Below are 13,720 nucleotides of genomic sequence, written 5' to 3'. Positions count from 1 at the left end.
GCCTTAATGATATAGAAGAAATCGAAAGGTTCCGCATGGCATGTAACGAAGCGTGGATTGACAGCCACTGTCATCTCGACGCCGCCGAATTCTCCGCCGATCTTGTCGATGTCATTCAGCGCTCGCGCACGGCTGGCGTGGGCAACTGGGTGGTGCCGGCGGTCAGCCGGGCCACCTTTGCGTCGACCAGAGCGGTCGCGCGGCAATATGGCGCCTGGCCGGCGTACGGCCTGCATCCGGTGTATGTGAACGAGCACCGCGATGCCGATCTGGCGTGCCTGGTCGACTGGCTGGCGCGCGAGCCGGCGGTGGCCGTGGGCGAAATCGGGCTGGACGGCTTTGTGCCCGGTCTCGACATGAACCGGCAGATTGCCTTTTTCGAAGCGCAGCTCAAGCTCGCGCGCGACCTGGATCTGCCGGTGATCGTCCACATCCGCCGCTGCCAGGACCCGGTGCTGAAATACCTGCGCAAGTGGGGCGTGAAGGGCGGCATCGCACATGCTTTCAATGGCAGCCTGCAGCAGGCCGACGCCTTCATCCGGCAGGGCTTTGCGCTGGGCTTTGGCGGCGCGCTGACGTACTCCGGGTCACTGCGCATCCGCAGGCTCGCTGCCGAATTGCCGCTGGAGTATCTGGTGCTGGAAACCGATTCCCCCGATATGGTGCCGGCCTGGCTCGCAGGCCCGCCGCCGGCGCGCAATGAGCCTTCTGAACTGCCACGGATTGCCGCATGCCTGGCGGAATTGCGCGGCATCTCGCTTTTGGAACTGGCGCAGAGCAGCAATGCGGCAGTCCGGCGCGTACTGCGGATTACAGAGGGATAAGGGTATTGCCTCGTAGCCCTCTGGATAGAATACTTACAGCCATATACCCGAATACAGGAGTGAATCATGCCGAACTGGCAGACCCGGATTGCCACGCAGGATGACCTGCCGGCGATTGTCGCTATCTATAACAGCACCGTGCCTTCCCGGATGGTGACGGCGGATACCGAGCCGGTCACGGTGGCCAGCCGGCAGGGCTGGTTTGCCGCGCACCAGCGGCCCGAGCGCCCGCTGTGGGTCGTGGAAGAGGAGGGCGCACTGCTCGGCTGGCTGTCATTTTCCAGCTTTTATGGCCGGCCGGCGTACGACGGCACGGCAGAAGTCAGCATCTATCTGGACGAGCGCGCACGTGGACGCGGGCTGGGGCGCTGGCTGCTGGAGGAGGCGATCCAGCGCGCGCCGAAACTGGGCCTGCACACGCTGCTGGGCTTCATTTTTGGCCATAACGAACCGAGCCTGGCGCTGTTTGCCCGTGCCGGCTTTGCGACCTGGGGCAATCTGCCGCGCGTGGCGGTGCTCGATGGCATTGAGCGCGATCTGCTGATTCTGGGGCTGCGCCTGCCGGATTCGAACTGAAAACGTGGGATGGGGGAAGGCTGGAGCCGTTGGCGGGAATTGAACCCGCGACCTCTCCCTTACCAAGGGAGTGCTCTACCCCTGAGCTACAACGGCGTGCCATGCAGCCGGACGACTGCAAGAGGGCGCGAGTATAGCGATGCCAGCGAGAATGACAAGCCCGGTCCCCCGGTTTATGGCTGCTCCGGTGCCTGGACGAGCTTGCTTCGGCATGAAAGACTGGCGGATTACACAGTACAGTTCGGATATACAGTGCGCTGTATTTTCATGTGGCCCTTTTGATTAAAGGGCTGCAGATCGATACCTATTGCTTTGTTCTGCCGTGCAGCGGGTTAACCCAGCCGCTCCGGCGCAATGCCTTCCCGCCGCAGATAGTCCGCGAGATTGCGGCCGGACACGCGCGGGAAGCGCTCAGCCAGCACCGTTACCCCCTGCATGCGGTCGAGCCGGAAATGGCGGTAATCGTCGCGCAGCTCGCACCATGCCACCAGCGTCCAGCAGGATTCCCAGTAAAACAGCCCCAGCGGGTGAATGCGCCGCGTGCTTGGCGTCCCGTCCGCGCGCACATAGTCGAACTGCACGACGCGCTCCTGCCGGGTGGCATCGCGCAAGGGGGACAGCGCCGGCAGGCCGGATTGGCAGTCCAGTGGCGGCACATACAGCGGCGTAGCGTTCATCGCATGTCCGGACTGTTTCAGCGCCAGCTCGATACGCGACAGCGCCAGCTTGGCCGCGCGCGCGAGCTCGGCGTCGCCCCGGCCGCTGACCAGGCGGCAGCCCAGCCGCAGCGCGTCAAGCTCGGCCGTGCTGAAGGTCAGCGGCGGCAGTTCGTCGCGCTGGCGCAGCCGGTAACCGACGCCGGCCTCGCCTTCGATATCGAGCCCGGTGCACATCAGATCGGCCACATCGCGATAGATGGTGCGCTCCGAAACATTCAGCGCATCGGCCAGCCAGCGTGCGGTGGTCAGCGGGCGGCTGCGCAGGAACAGCGTGATCTGGTAGAGGCGGTCGGCTCGGCGCATGGCAGGGACAGGTGACAGGATTGCCACAGTATGCCGCAGAATATACACCTTGCTGATCTCGCCCTGCAGGCGGCGGGATCAGGACTGGACTTCGATACGCCCGTCGCTGACCCGCACGGCATAGCTCGCCACCGAGTAATCGCGGTTTTCCAGGCACAGGCCGTCGCGCAGGCGAAAGCGCTGTTTTTTCAGCGGGCTGGCCACCCACAGCTCGCCCTGATGCTCGCAGATCAGCCCGCGCGAGAGCACGCTGGCTTCGGCGAATGGGTCGATGTTGGCGATGGCGTAGACGGTGTCATCCGCATGCGGGCGGAAGATGGCGATTTGTGCATCGCCCACCAGCGCACACACGCCAGTGCCGGGGACGATGGCCTTGAGTTCACACACGGTGGTCCACATTACACGGTCTCCACGGGTTTGATCGGGATGATCTTGCGTTCTGCCGGGCTGGCCGGGCGGTGCTGCTCGCGTGCGGGTACAAACGCGACGTTCGGATCATGCGCCGGGCTGTTGATGAAGTGGGCGAAGCGGGCGTGCTGGCTTGTGTCTTCGACGGTCGCTTTCCACTCGCATTCGTATTTGGCGCGGACCTCCATCATGTCGGCTTCCAGTTGTGCCCCCAGCCCTAGCCTGTCGTCCACGATCACTTCGCGCAGGTAGTCGATGCCGCCGTCGAGGCTTTCCAGCCAGGTCGCGGTGCGCTGCAGCTTGTCGGCGGTGCTCGCGTAGAACATCAGGAAGCGGTCAAGGTAGCGCAGCAGGGTGTCGTGGTCGAGATCGCTCGCCAGCAGATCAGCGTGGCGCGGCTTCATGCCGCCGTTGCCGCCGACAAACAGGTTCCAGCCGGCATCAGAAGCAATGATGCCGACGTCCTTGCCCTGTGCTTCGGCACATTCGCGGGTGCAGCCGGATACGCCGAATTTCATCTTGTGCGGGGTGCGGATGCCCTTGTAGCGGTGCTCCAGCTCGACGCCCAGGCCAACGCTATCCTGCACGCCAAAGCGGCACCAGGTGCTGCCGACGCAGGTTTTCACCATGCGCAGCGATTTGCCGTAGGCCTGGCCGGTTTCGAAACCGGCATCAATCAACCGGCGCCAGATTTCCGGCAGATCGCCCTTGTGTGCGCCAAACAGGCCAATGCGCTGTGCGCCGGTGATCTTGGTATACAGCTGGAAGTCTTTTGCTACCTGGGCTACAGTCATTAACCCCTCGGGGGTAACCTCGCCACCGGCCATGCGCGGGATCACCGAATACGTGCCGTCCTTCTGCATATTGCCGAGGAACACGTCGTTGGTGTCCTGCAGCGGGGTGTGTTCGGGCTTGAGGATGTAGTCGTTGTGTACCGTCGCCAGAATCGAGCCCACGGTCGGCTTGCACACCTCGCAGCCGTAGCCGTGGCCGTGCCTGGCCAGCACTTCGCCGAAGGTTCGGAGCCCGCCGACTTTTACCAGATGGAACAGCTCCTGCCGCGAATGCGGGAAGTGTTCGCACAGGTGATTTTTCACCTCGAAGCCCTGTTTGGCCAGCTCGGCATTGAGCACCTGGGCAATCAGTGGCACGCAGCCGCCGCAGCCGGTGCCGGCGCCGGTTTCCGCCTTGATTGCGGCCACCGTATGGCAGCCAGCGGCGACCGCATCGGCAATGCGCTGTTTGCTCACGTCAAAACAGGAGCAGATTACGGCCGAAGCGGGCAGGGCATCGACGCCCATCGCCGGCTTGGCGCCGGCATACGAAGGCAGGATCAGCGTATCCGGGTGTTCGGGCACCGGCAGATCGTTGAGCTTCATCTGCAGCAGTTGGCCGTAGTCGTCCACGTCGCCGACCAGCACCGCGCCGATCAGTTTCGTGCCATCGGGCGAGACGACGATTTTCTTGTAGATGCCCGCCTGGTCGTCCTGGAAGATGTAGTTGCGGCTGCCCGGCGTTCTGCCGTGCGCGTCGCCGATACTGCCGACCGATACGCCCAGCAGTTTCAGCTTGGCGCTCATGTCCGCGCCGGTGAAGTTCAATTCCTTGCGACCCAGCAGGTGGTCGGCGGCGACCTGCGCCATCTTGTAGCCCGGCGCCACCAGGCCGAAATACTGGCCGTGCCACGACGCGCATTCGCCAATCGCGTAGATGTCCGGATTGCTGGTCACGCACTGGTCGTTGATGACGATGCCGCCGCGCTCGGACACAAACAGCCCGCTGTAGCGCGCCAGCGTGTCCTGCGGCCGGATGCCGGTGGAAAAGACGATCACATCGGTATCCAGCGTGCTGCCGTCGGCAAAGTTCAGCCGGTGCAGGCCGGTGCGCCCGCCGTGCATGGCGATGTTCACCGTATTGCGGCTGGTGTGTACCGAAACCCCCAGCGAATTGATCTTGCGGCGCAGCATCTCGCCGCCCATGCGATCCAGCTGCTCGGCCATCAGCACTGGCGCGTATTCAACCACGTGGGTATCCAGCCCCAGCGCCTTCAGCGCGCCGGCGGCTTCCAGCCCCAGCAGGCCTCCGCCGATCACCACGCCGCTCTTGCCCTGCTTGGCGGCGGATTCGATGGCGTTCAGGTCTTCGATGGTGCGGTAAACAAAACACTCGTGGTGCGCGCTGCCGGCAATCGGCGGCACCCACGGATACGAGCCGGTGGCCATCACCAGCTTGTCATACGGCAGGATCTTGCCCTTGTTCGAGTGCACCTGTTTTTGCGCGGTATCGATCTGCTTGACCGCCTCGCCGACCAGAACAGAAATGCCGTACTTCTCGAAAAAGCCCGGTTTGACCAGCGACAGGTCTTCGTCGGTGTGGTGCGAGAAATAGGAGGACAGGTGCACGCGGTCGTAGGCGACGCGCGGCTCGGCACAGAAGACGGTAATGTCGAAGGCGGCCGGGTTGCCTTTCTCGCACAGCTCCTCGAGAAAACGCTGGCCGACCATGCCGTTGCCGACGACGATAAGGCGGGTTTTTGCCATGCTGCGGCTCCGGAATCAAATTGAATGCCACCATGCTAGGCGTGCGGGAGCGCAGAAAAATTGACCGAAGCCAAGGTCGGGAGCGGACTGTACTTCGTGCCTAGTCACTTCGGGCTAGGCGCTTGCTGAGGGTGTTCGGTTGCGACAGGCAAAAAAAAAGGCCACCGCGAAGGTGGCCGGAATTCGTGTCAGGAGAGTGGCGGGAAGCTGCGTAATGCCCGTCCGCCATGGAAACCATTATCGGCCGGCAGGCCGGGCAAGGCACGGCAGGAAGTCGCACGCCCGGCGTGTAAAATTACCGCAGTGCATCAGGCGGTGCGGGCTGCGGGCAAAAAAACAGCCGCGCTGAGGCGGCTGGAATTCTTCAGAGGAGAGATGCGGGATAAAGCTGTTTATCTGCGCAGGACCCAGTGTGCCGTGGTCCGGGCGCACTTTCCGTGACTTAATTACCGGATGCGGCGGGAATTCTCTGCTTCTCCATTGCAGAACAGCCTGCCTCGCTTGTGCGCAGCTGGATACAAGGGAAACCATCATTCTTCATGCTTTGCGATCGGCAAGGGTATGTTGATGAAGCCATTTATATGAAAAGGCTTTGGGCTTATACAGGGGTGTGTATTTGATGTTTGTCGATCTGAACTCCGATCTGGGCGAGGGCTGCGGGCAGGATGCCGCGCTGATTCCGCTGCTGAGCTCGGCCAATATTGCCTGCGGCGGCCATGCCGGCAGTGATGTCACGATGCGTGCCACTGTGGCACTCGCTCTCCGCCATGGCGTGGTGATCGGTGCGCACCCGTCCTATCCCGACCGTGCCGGTTTCGGCCGGCAGGCGCTGGTCATGTCGCAGGAAGATCTTCAGGCCAGTCTGGTGCAGCAATTGCAGGCGCTGCAGCGGATTGCCGCCGCGCAGGGGGCGGGTGTGAGGTATGTAAAACCGCACGGCGCACTTTATAACGAAGCCATGCATGACGCAGCGCTGGCAGCGCAGATCATCGCGGCTGCGCAGGGTGTTCTGGGGGCGCCGGCCATCATGGGCCAGCCCGGGTCAGTGCTGCTGCGGCAGGCTGCCGCAGCCGGGCTGCAGCCGCTGGCCGAAGGCTTTGCCGATCGCGCCTACCAGGCCGATGGCAGCCTGCGTCCACGCAGCCAGCCCGGTGCGGTGCTCGATGATGCGGCGGCGCTGGATCAGGTGCGCGCGTTTGTGCTGCATCAACAAGTGCGCAGTTATGATGGCAAATGGGTGAAATGCCGAATCGATTCGCTGTGCCTGCACGGTGACAATCCTTCAGCAGTAAGGCAGGCCGTGCAGATCCGCGGCCTGCTGGATGAACTGTCCGTAGAAGTGAAATCCTCACTTGTGTAAAAAGTCCGGCGCAGCAGACCGGACCATGCGGGCAGAATAATGACAGATCGATAAGATGAGGTGCCCGATGTTATCCAGCCATCCACGCGGTTTATACCTGCTGTTCGCCACGGAAATGTGGGAGCGGTTTTCCTATTACGGCAACCGGGCACTGCTCGCGCTGTTCATGATTTCGGCGCTGGCCTTCGACAAGCAGTTCACCGCCGCGCTCTATGGCCAGTACACCGGTCTCGTTTACCTCTCGCCGCTGATCGGCGGCTATGTGGCCGACCGCTTCTGGGGCAACCGCCGCTCGATCATGGTGGGTGGCCTGCTGATGGCAGCCGGCCAGTTCTGCCTCTTTTTTGCCGGCAGCGTGTACCAGAATCTCTCGCTGGCCGTGCCGCTGTTCTATCTGGGTCTGGGCCTCATCATCGCGGGCAACGGCTTTTTCAAGCCCAACATCTCCAGCATGGTCGGCCAGCTTTATCACGCGGGCGATGCGCGCAAGGATGCGGCCTACACGATCTTCTACATGGGGATTAACCTGGGATCGTTTCTGGCGCCGCTGGTGTGCGGCACGCTGGGGGATACCGGCAATCCGGCCGATTTCCGCTGGGGTTTCCTGGCTGCGGGGATGGGCATGCTGATTTCGCTGGTGGTATTCGGTACGCTGCAGCACCGCTATCTGCATACGCCGGGAGGCGAGCCGATCGGCCTGCCGCCCAAGCGCCTGACGGCCGAGGAGAAGAAGCAGGTCGACCAGTCGCTGACGACCATCGACATCGACCGCATGCTGGTCATCGGCGTGCTGTCCTTTTTCGTGATCTTTTTCTGGTCGGCCTTCGAGCAGGCCGGCGTGTCGCTGACCTTCCTCGCCAGCGAATCGACCGACCGCACGATCTTTGGCTGGACAATGCCGACATCGTGGTTCCAGTCGCTCAACCCCGTATTCGTGCTGCTGTTTGCGCCTGTGCTTGCGCAATTGTGGAGCTCGCTGGCGAAAAAGGACCGCGAGCCGGCGTCGCCGACCAAGATGGCGATCGGCCTCTTGCTGCTGTCGGCCGGCTTCCTGGTGATCGCGCTGGGTGTGAAGCAGATTGCGCCGGGCGTGAAAATGTCGATGCTCTGGCTGGTGGCCATGTACTGGCTGCACACGCTGGGCGAGCTGTGCCTGTCGCCGATCGGCCTGTCGCTGGTCAACAAGCTGGCGCCGGCCAAATTTGCCTCGCTGCTGATGGCCGTGTGGTTCCTGGCAAACGCCGCCGCCAACTGGTTTGCCGGCGTACTGGCGGGCTTCTACCCCGAAGCCGGCAAGCCGCTGCCGGTGTTCATGGGCTGGCAGATCACCGATCTGGCCGATTTCTTCACGCTGTTCGTGGTGATGGCTTTCGTGGCAGGTGCGCTGCTGCTGCTGCTGACCGGGGTGCTGCAGAAACGCATGCATGGTGTTCGGTAAGCAGGGTATGTCACTGCAGCCATTTCCCTGAAATGGCTGCAGGATCATAGGTATGAATGTATAAAGCCGCAGCCAACGCTGCGGCTTTATTGCGTTCGCTAGTGTGTAGCGGCGCCGCTCTGTCGTTCCCACGCGCTGAGAATGCGATCCATACGCTGGGCTTGTTCTTCCTGTTTGACAAGAAGTTCGGCCATGTGTTTTTGTTGCCGCTCACTTTCGGCCAACATCGCATTGGAGCGTTTCAATTGCTCTTGATACGCACTCAGTTGCGCCTCATTCGCCCCGGAGTCGCTCCCTGCATCCGTCAGGAAAGGATGAATAACAAAGCCATAGATTGACCAGATGCAGAGCCCATATGTAATACCCCGTCCAAGTGTGGCGAGCATGCGCAGAGACAATGAAGGCGGTTCGATTTGCGAATCACTGACTGAATTGGCGGGTGATGCATAGGGGTTGGGCTGCTGCTCCATGATTGGCTCCAGAATGGTTGATTCCGGTTGATCTTTGCGCAATCCGCATCGAACCGTCAACGCACGGGGTAGCCTGCAGTAATGTTTAATCCATAAAAAAGCCACCCTGCTTGGGTGGCTTTTCAATGCGTGGCGATTCTATTCCAGTGGTTGCCCGCCTTCTTCCCACGGCATCGGTACCGTGATGCCGTTGAGGATGAAGACGCCTTTCGACAGGCTGGCCTTGGCCGAGAGGATGCCCTTGTCTTCCTGCAGCAGTTTCTGCTCGGTCAGCTTGGCGATCTGGCCTTCGACAAACTGCGTGGCAAGGAAGTCGATGTCGTCCTGGTTGGCCTGGCTGTTCAGCCCGCCCAGCATGGCGCGGAATTGCCAGATGGCGATGGTCTCGGCGGCCTTGCGCGGAATCTTGAAGTCGGCGCTGGCGTCGAGGCGCTTGAAGAACTGCAGGCCGTTGTTCAGGTCTTCCGGCTGGAAGCCCTTCAGGCCGACGCCGCCCACGAATTGCAGTGCACCATCGGGCATTTGCACTTCCAGCTTGCGGATGGCCAGATGCGGGTCGTGCGTGAGCAGCGGCATGCCTTCGGTCTGTGCCAGCTTCATCAGCTCTTCGGTAAATTTCTCGCGCGGCAGCTGTTTTTTCTGCAGTGCGGTGAAGGAATCCGCCAGCTTGGCCAGCGTCGGGCCGTGCAGGTGCGTAGCTTCGGTCTGCAGCGTGGCCGGACCGTAGGGCTGCTCGTCGAGCTGGAGCTTCTGCAGGGTGATGTCGGCATTGGCGTTGATGTAGTCGCCTTCTTCCCTGATCTGGCCGGTGTAGCCGAGTTGCTCCAGACGCAGCTGCAGCGGCGTGCCGTCGAGCAGCTTGAGATCAAAGCTGGCAACGCTGGCTTTTGAATTGCCGAGCATTACGCCGGTCTTGCCGCGATGGTTGTCGAGACTGATCCGCACGTCCTTCAGGCTGGCTTCGAACACCCCCTTGGCCTGGCTTTCCAGCAAGGGCGCGGTGGCGTCAAATTTCACGCGGTTGAAATCACCGCCGTAGTCCAGTGTGGCATCCAGCCCGCCCCAGTTGACCTTCACGCCGGACAGCGCTTCCGAGTAGTCCTTGACAGCAGGAACGCGGATTTTCATTACGCCATCGTCGTTGAAGGCGATGCGGTTTTCGATTTCGATCGGTGCCTGATCGCCAAAAAACTGCTTGAGCAGCTTTTCGGTTTCCGGGCTGTACTTGAATTCGGTGGTGACCACGGCCTTGTACGGCGTCGGATTGAAGCGCCCCAGCAGCGGCAGCGGACCATGCTTGACATGGTTGATGTAGGTGAATTCGATCTTCGGCAGCGGGTGGCCTTCACGCTCCAGCAGGAAGGCGTACATGCCAGGGTCGATCTGCAGCGTGGTGGTTTCGGTCGAGCTGAACCAGCCCGGCGCATAGCTGTGGCTCTTGACGATGAAGTAGGGCAGGCTGGCGATCCAGTCATGCTGTTTCTTCATGGTGTCCTGGACTTTCACACCGGCATACCAGCTGCCGCCGACATAGGTCGTGGCCAGTACGGCAACCGCTGCGCCGGCTGCGATCATCAGTTTGCGTTTCACTCTCTCTGCGCTCCTGCAGGATGTTTGGGCTGCGTGGGTTCTAGCATATAAGACTTGAGGCACAGTGCGAAACAGTACTATTGCCCGCGAGTCATTTCGCGCACTGGGTACTGTCCCGGCTGTGCCTCTTGCCCGGTCTGTCACGATGACAGCAAGTCAGTTCAGACTCAGATGCGGCGCGCCAGTTCCTCGGCAATGCCCAGGTAGGACGACGGCGTCAGTTCCTTCAGGCGCACCTTCTCGTCGGCCGGAATGTCCAGACCGTCGATGAAGACCGCCAGCGTTTCGCGGGTAATGCCGCTCTTGCCGCGAGTGAGTGCTTTCAGCTGCTCGTACGGATTGGCGACGGCGTAACGGCGCATCACGGTCTGGATCGGCTCGGCCAGGACTTCCCAGTTGGCGTCCAGATCTTTCAGCATCGCGTTGCGGTCGGCCAGCAGCTTGTTCAGGCCCTTCAGGCACGAAACATAACCCAGCAGCGAGTACCCGAGGCCGACACCCATATTGCGCAGCACGGTCGAGTCGGTCAGGTCGCGCTGCCAGCGCGAGATCGGCAGCTTCTGGCTCAGGTGCGTGAGCAGGGCGTTGGCGATGCCCAGATTGCCTTCGGAATTTTCGAAATCGATCGGGTTGACCTTGTGCGGCATGGTCGACGAACCGACTTCGCCTTCCTTCACTTTCTGCTTGAAAAAGCCCAGCGAGATGTAGCCCCAGACGTCGCGGTTGAAGTCGACCAGAATCGTGTTCACGCGCGCGAAGTTGTCGTAGAGCTCGCTCATGTAATCGTGCGGCTCGATCTGGATGGTGTAGGGGTTGAAGGTGATGCCGAGGCTTTCGACGAAGCGGCGGGCAAAGCCTTCCCAGTCAAAACCCGGGTAAGCCGACAGATGAGCATTGTAGTTGCCAACGGCGCCGTTGATCTTGCCCAGCAGCTCCACGCTTTCGATGCGCTTCAACTGGCGTTCCAGACGATAGGCCACATTGGCGAATTCCTTGCCCATGGTGGTCGGGGTGGCCGGCTGGCCGTGCGTGCGGCTCATCATCGGCGCGTCGGCCAGTTCGTGCGCGAGTTCCTTCACGCGGGCGATGATGGCGGTCAGTTGCGGCAGCAGCGCCTTTTCGCGAGCGCCCTTGAGCATCAGCGCATGGCTGAGGTTGTTGATGTCTTCCGAGGTGCAGGCAAAGTGGATGAATTCGCTGGCGGCGGAGACTTCCTGATTGCCTGACAGGCGCTCCTTCAGCCAGTACTCGACCGCCTTCACATCGTGGTTGGTGGTGCGCTCGATGGTTTTGACTTCCAGCGCGTGATCCGGGTTGAACTGGGCTACGACGGAATCCAGCTCGGCGATGGTGGCGGCGGAGAAGGGCTTCACTTCGGCGATGGCCGGCTCGGCAGCCAGTGCTTTCAGCCAGGCGACTTCAACGGCGACGCGGTTCTTGATCAGCGCGAATTCGCTGAAGTGCGGGCGCAGCTCGGCAAGCTGCTTCTCATAGCGGCCATCCAGCGGGGACAGCGCGGTCAGTGCGGAAAGATCCATGGCGTATTCAGGTCCGGGCAGGCAAAACAAAAACGGAATTCTAGCATCCCTTGCCGCTTCGCGACCAATCACGCTCCGGCGTTGGCCATGGCAGCGCCGGACGGCAGGGAAATGCTGTAAGAAATCGCAACGCCTCCTTGATAACGATAACAAATCTCGTTTATCATATACGAATGCTTATCAATAACAAGTTTACTTTGCTGGGTGTGCTGGCATTGCACGGCGCAGCCATTTACGGGCTGGCGCAGTTTGCCCTGGTGAAGGCAAAGGCCGAGCCGGTCATGCTGCAGCCCATGGTGCTCGCCATGGGCGAAAAGGCGGCCGAGCCGCAGGTTCAGCCAGCGCCGCAGCCGCAAGCCAGGCCGAAGGTCAAAACGCCGCCGGTTGCCAGGGTTGCGCCGCGCAAAACGCCACGCGAGGTACTGCGCGCTCAGCCGGATAGCACTGCGCCCAGTCAGGCCAGTCTGACTGTTGCCAGGTCGTCCGAGCAGGCAGCAGAGCAGCCGGTTGCTGCCGGTACAGCTGCTCCGGCTGCAGGGCAGGCCGGGCAGGCGACGGAGTCCCGTCCGCAGCCCGAGAGTGCCGCGCCAAGTTTTCACGCGAATTATCTGAATAATCCGCGCCCACCGTATCCCCCCAGTTCGCTGGCGCTGGCGGAGGAGGGCACGGTGCTGCTGCGCGTGCAGGTCAGTCGGGAAGGCGAGGCAGCCGATGTGGCGCTGGCCCGCTCCAGCGGTTATCCGCGTCTGGATGCCGCCGCGCTCTCTACGGTAAAGCGCTGGCGTTTTGTTCCCGCCCGGCTGGGCAATGAAGCTGTGGCCGGCACTGTTCTGGTGCCGGTGAATTTTTCCATCAAGAAGGCGTGATCCAATGAATCTGGCTTTGGTCCTGCAGTCCGGTGATCCGGTGCTGCTGTCTACATTCTCCCTGCTGGTGCTGATGTCGGTGATCAGCTGGTTTGTCATCGCGGTGCGGGTGCGCCAGTCCTGGCTGACTGGCCGCCAGCAGCGCAAGTTCACGCGCGCGTTCTGGGACGCCAAGAACTGGGAAGAGGCCATCAGTCTGGCTGCCAGCCATGACTCGCCAGCTGCGCGCATTGCCCATGCCGGTGGCGAGGGCCTGCGTCATTACCGCGCCCAGGAAGGCGCTGCGCTGGGGAGGTCCGTATCACTGGACGACTATCTGGTGCGCAAGTTGCGCAATCATCTACAGCAGGAAACTGCACGGCTGGAGCGCGGCCTGACCTGGCTGGCGACGACTGGCTCGGTGGCGCCTTTTGTGGGCCTCTTTGGCACGGTATGGGGCATCTACCATGCATTGCTGGGCATTGCGCAGGCTGGCAATGCCTCGCTGGCAACCGTTGCCGGTCCGATCGGCGAGGCATTGGTCGCCACTGCTGCCGGCCTGGCCGTCGCGATTCCGGCTGTCGTTGCCTACAACGCCTTTGTCCGCATCAACCGGCGTTTCGGACAGGAGCTCGACGGTTTCACGCATGACCTGCATGCCCAGCTGCTGACCGAGGTGAATCATGGCGTTCGGTAGTTTTGGCGGTGGCGAGCAGGCGCCGATGGCAGAAATCAATACCACGCCGCTGGTCGACGTGATGCTGGTGCTGCTGGTGGTGTTCATCATCACCGCCCCCGTGATGACGCACGCCGTCCGGGTCGAATTGCCCAAGGCCAGTGCCAGCAAGATCGAAGACAAAAAGGAAATCATCAGGCTGACCGTGACCGCAGATGGCACGCTGAAGTGGGGCGAGGACGATGTGGCTCGTGCCGACCTGCCTGACCGCTTTGCCGCTGCCTTTGCCAGGGATGCACTTACTGAGGTGCATGTGTATGCCGACAAGGAGGCGCGTTACGAACACATTGCACAGACAATGGCCGCAGCACAGCGCGCCGGCCTGAGCCGTATCGGATTGATGACCAACGGTAGCGAATGATGCACCACACCT

Annotated in this window: 13 protein-coding genes and 1 tRNA gene; 7 read left to right on the top strand and 7 right to left on the bottom strand. The window is 61.7% G+C overall.

What is annotated here, in order from left to right; translation table 11 throughout:
* Positions 1 to 35 precede the first annotated feature (35 nt).
* Together H559_RS0114615 and H559_RS0114610 are read left to right on the top strand one after the other, a co-directional pair.
* Positions 36 to 824, top strand: coding sequence for a TatD family hydrolase (locus H559_RS0114615; RefSeq protein WP_028453284.1), 789 nt, complete (start codon positions 36 to 38; stop codon positions 822 to 824).
* 66 nt (positions 825 to 890) lie between these two features.
* Positions 891 to 1,400, top strand: coding sequence for a GNAT family N-acetyltransferase (locus H559_RS0114610; RefSeq protein ID WP_028453283.1), 510 nt, complete (start codon positions 891 to 893; stop codon positions 1,398 to 1,400).
* Between the two features lie 21 nt (positions 1,401 to 1,421).
* Here the strand turns inward: H559_RS0114610 and H559_RS0114605 are convergent.
* The 4 genes from H559_RS0114605 to nirB form a co-directional block, all read right to left on the bottom strand.
* A tRNA-Thr gene (locus H559_RS0114605) sits at positions 1,422 to 1,496 on the bottom strand.
* A 236-nt stretch (positions 1,497 to 1,732) separates the two neighbouring features.
* The gene (locus H559_RS0114600) at positions 1,733 to 2,422 is read right to left on the bottom strand and encodes a helix-turn-helix transcriptional regulator (protein ID WP_028453282.1); all 690 of its coding nucleotides are present in this window, start codon (positions 2,420 to 2,422) and stop codon (positions 1,733 to 1,735) included.
* Between the two features lie 78 nt (positions 2,423 to 2,500).
* On the bottom strand, positions 2,501 to 2,821 hold the full coding sequence (gene nirD / locus H559_RS0114595; protein ID WP_028453281.1) for a nitrite reductase small subunit NirD: 321 nt from the start codon (positions 2,819 to 2,821) through the stop codon (positions 2,501 to 2,503).
* Positions 2,821 to 5,370, bottom strand: a complete 2,550-nt coding sequence (nirB, locus tag H559_RS0114590; RefSeq protein WP_028453280.1) for a nitrite reductase large subunit NirB — start codon at positions 5,368 to 5,370, stop codon at positions 2,821 to 2,823. Before nirB ends, nirD begins: the two co-directional genes overlap by 1 nt.
* Positions 5,371 to 5,989: 619 nt before the next feature.
* Between nirB and pxpA the strand changes: the two genes are divergently transcribed.
* Together pxpA and H559_RS0114580 are read left to right on the top strand one after the other, a co-directional pair.
* The gene (gene pxpA, locus H559_RS0114585; protein WP_028453279.1) at positions 5,990 to 6,730 is read left to right on the top strand and encodes a 5-oxoprolinase subunit PxpA; all 741 of its coding nucleotides are present in this window, start codon (positions 5,990 to 5,992) and stop codon (positions 6,728 to 6,730) included.
* A 67-nt stretch (positions 6,731 to 6,797) separates the two neighbouring features.
* Positions 6,798 to 8,168, top strand: a complete 1,371-nt coding sequence (locus H559_RS0114580; protein ID WP_051279549.1) for a peptide MFS transporter — start codon at positions 6,798 to 6,800, stop codon at positions 8,166 to 8,168.
* A 98-nt stretch (positions 8,169 to 8,266) separates the two neighbouring features.
* On the opposite strand, the gene H559_RS22825 is transcribed toward H559_RS0114580, so the two are convergent.
* From H559_RS22825 to purB, 3 genes are all read right to left on the bottom strand, one after another.
* Positions 8,267 to 8,638, bottom strand: a complete 372-nt coding sequence (locus H559_RS22825) for a hypothetical protein (RefSeq protein WP_155845452.1) — start codon at positions 8,636 to 8,638, stop codon at positions 8,267 to 8,269.
* Between the two features lie 138 nt (positions 8,639 to 8,776).
* On the bottom strand, positions 8,777 to 10,228 hold the full coding sequence (locus tag H559_RS0114570; protein ID WP_028453276.1) for a YdgA family protein: 1,452 nt from the start codon (positions 10,226 to 10,228) through the stop codon (positions 8,777 to 8,779).
* 167 nt (positions 10,229 to 10,395) lie between these two features.
* Complete coding sequence (gene purB / locus H559_RS0114565; RefSeq protein ID WP_028453275.1) at positions 10,396 to 11,766, bottom strand: adenylosuccinate lyase; 1,371 nt, start codon at positions 11,764 to 11,766, stop codon at positions 10,396 to 10,398.
* Between the two features lie 173 nt (positions 11,767 to 11,939).
* Here purB and H559_RS0114560 point away from each other — a divergent pair, with 173 nt between their 5' ends.
* Genes H559_RS0114560 through H559_RS0114550 form a run of 3 tightly spaced genes read left to right on the top strand, consistent with a single transcriptional unit; the run spans position 11,940 to position 13,708 of the window.
* Complete coding sequence (locus H559_RS0114560; RefSeq protein ID WP_051279547.1) at positions 11,940 to 12,632, top strand: energy transducer TonB; 693 nt, start codon at positions 11,940 to 11,942, stop codon at positions 12,630 to 12,632.
* 4 nt (positions 12,633 to 12,636) lie between these two features.
* Positions 12,637 to 13,308 carry a MotA/TolQ/ExbB proton channel family protein gene (locus H559_RS0114555; protein ID WP_028453273.1) on the top strand — a complete coding sequence of 224 codons (672 nt, stop codon included), beginning with the start codon at positions 12,637 to 12,639 and terminating at the stop codon, positions 13,306 to 13,308.
* The gene (locus H559_RS0114550; RefSeq protein ID WP_028453272.1) at positions 13,295 to 13,708 is read left to right on the top strand and encodes an ExbD/TolR family protein; all 414 of its coding nucleotides are present in this window, start codon (positions 13,295 to 13,297) and stop codon (positions 13,706 to 13,708) included. The genes H559_RS0114555 and H559_RS0114550 overlap by 14 nt, the downstream gene beginning before the upstream one ends.
* Positions 13,709 to 13,720: the final 12 nt, after the last annotated feature.

The sequence above is a fragment of the Chitinilyticum aquatile DSM 21506 genome (genome assembly GCF_000430805.1).
Lineage (GTDB): Bacteria > Pseudomonadota > Gammaproteobacteria > Burkholderiales > Chitinibacteraceae > Chitinilyticum > Chitinilyticum aquatile.
Note: the sequence above shows the minus strand (reverse complement) of the source record. Positions and strands in the feature narration are given on the sequence as shown.

Coding starts and splice junctions, on each gene's coding strand:
- H559_RS0114615 (WP_028453284.1), top strand. CDS start 36: ATGGCATGTAACGAAGCGTGGATTGACAGCCACTGTCATCTCGACGCC.
- H559_RS0114610 (WP_028453283.1), top strand. CDS start 891: ATGCCGAACTGGCAGACCCGGATTGCCACGCAGGATGACCTGCCGGCG.
- H559_RS0114600 (WP_028453282.1), bottom strand. CDS start 2,422: ATGCGCCGAGCCGACCGCCTCTACCAGATCACGCTGTTCCTGCGCAGC.
- nirD (WP_028453281.1), bottom strand. CDS start 2,821: ATGTGGACCACCGTGTGTGAACTCAAGGCCATCGTCCCCGGCACTGGC.
- nirB (WP_028453280.1), bottom strand. CDS start 5,370: ATGGCAAAAACCCGCCTTATCGTCGTCGGCAACGGCATGGTCGGCCAG.
- pxpA (WP_028453279.1), top strand. CDS start 5,990: ATGTTTGTCGATCTGAACTCCGATCTGGGCGAGGGCTGCGGGCAGGAT.
- H559_RS0114580 (WP_051279549.1), top strand. CDS start 6,798: ATGTTATCCAGCCATCCACGCGGTTTATACCTGCTGTTCGCCACGGAA.
- H559_RS22825 (WP_155845452.1), bottom strand. CDS start 8,638: ATGGAGCAGCAGCCCAACCCCTATGCATCACCCGCCAATTCAGTCAGT.
- purB (WP_028453275.1), bottom strand. CDS start 11,766: ATGGATCTTTCCGCACTGACCGCGCTGTCCCCGCTGGATGGCCGCTAT.
- H559_RS0114560 (WP_051279547.1), top strand. CDS start 11,940: ATGCTTATCAATAACAAGTTTACTTTGCTGGGTGTGCTGGCATTGCAC.
- H559_RS0114555 (WP_028453273.1), top strand. CDS start 12,637: ATGAATCTGGCTTTGGTCCTGCAGTCCGGTGATCCGGTGCTGCTGTCT.
- H559_RS0114550 (WP_028453272.1), top strand. CDS start 13,295: ATGGCGTTCGGTAGTTTTGGCGGTGGCGAGCAGGCGCCGATGGCAGAA.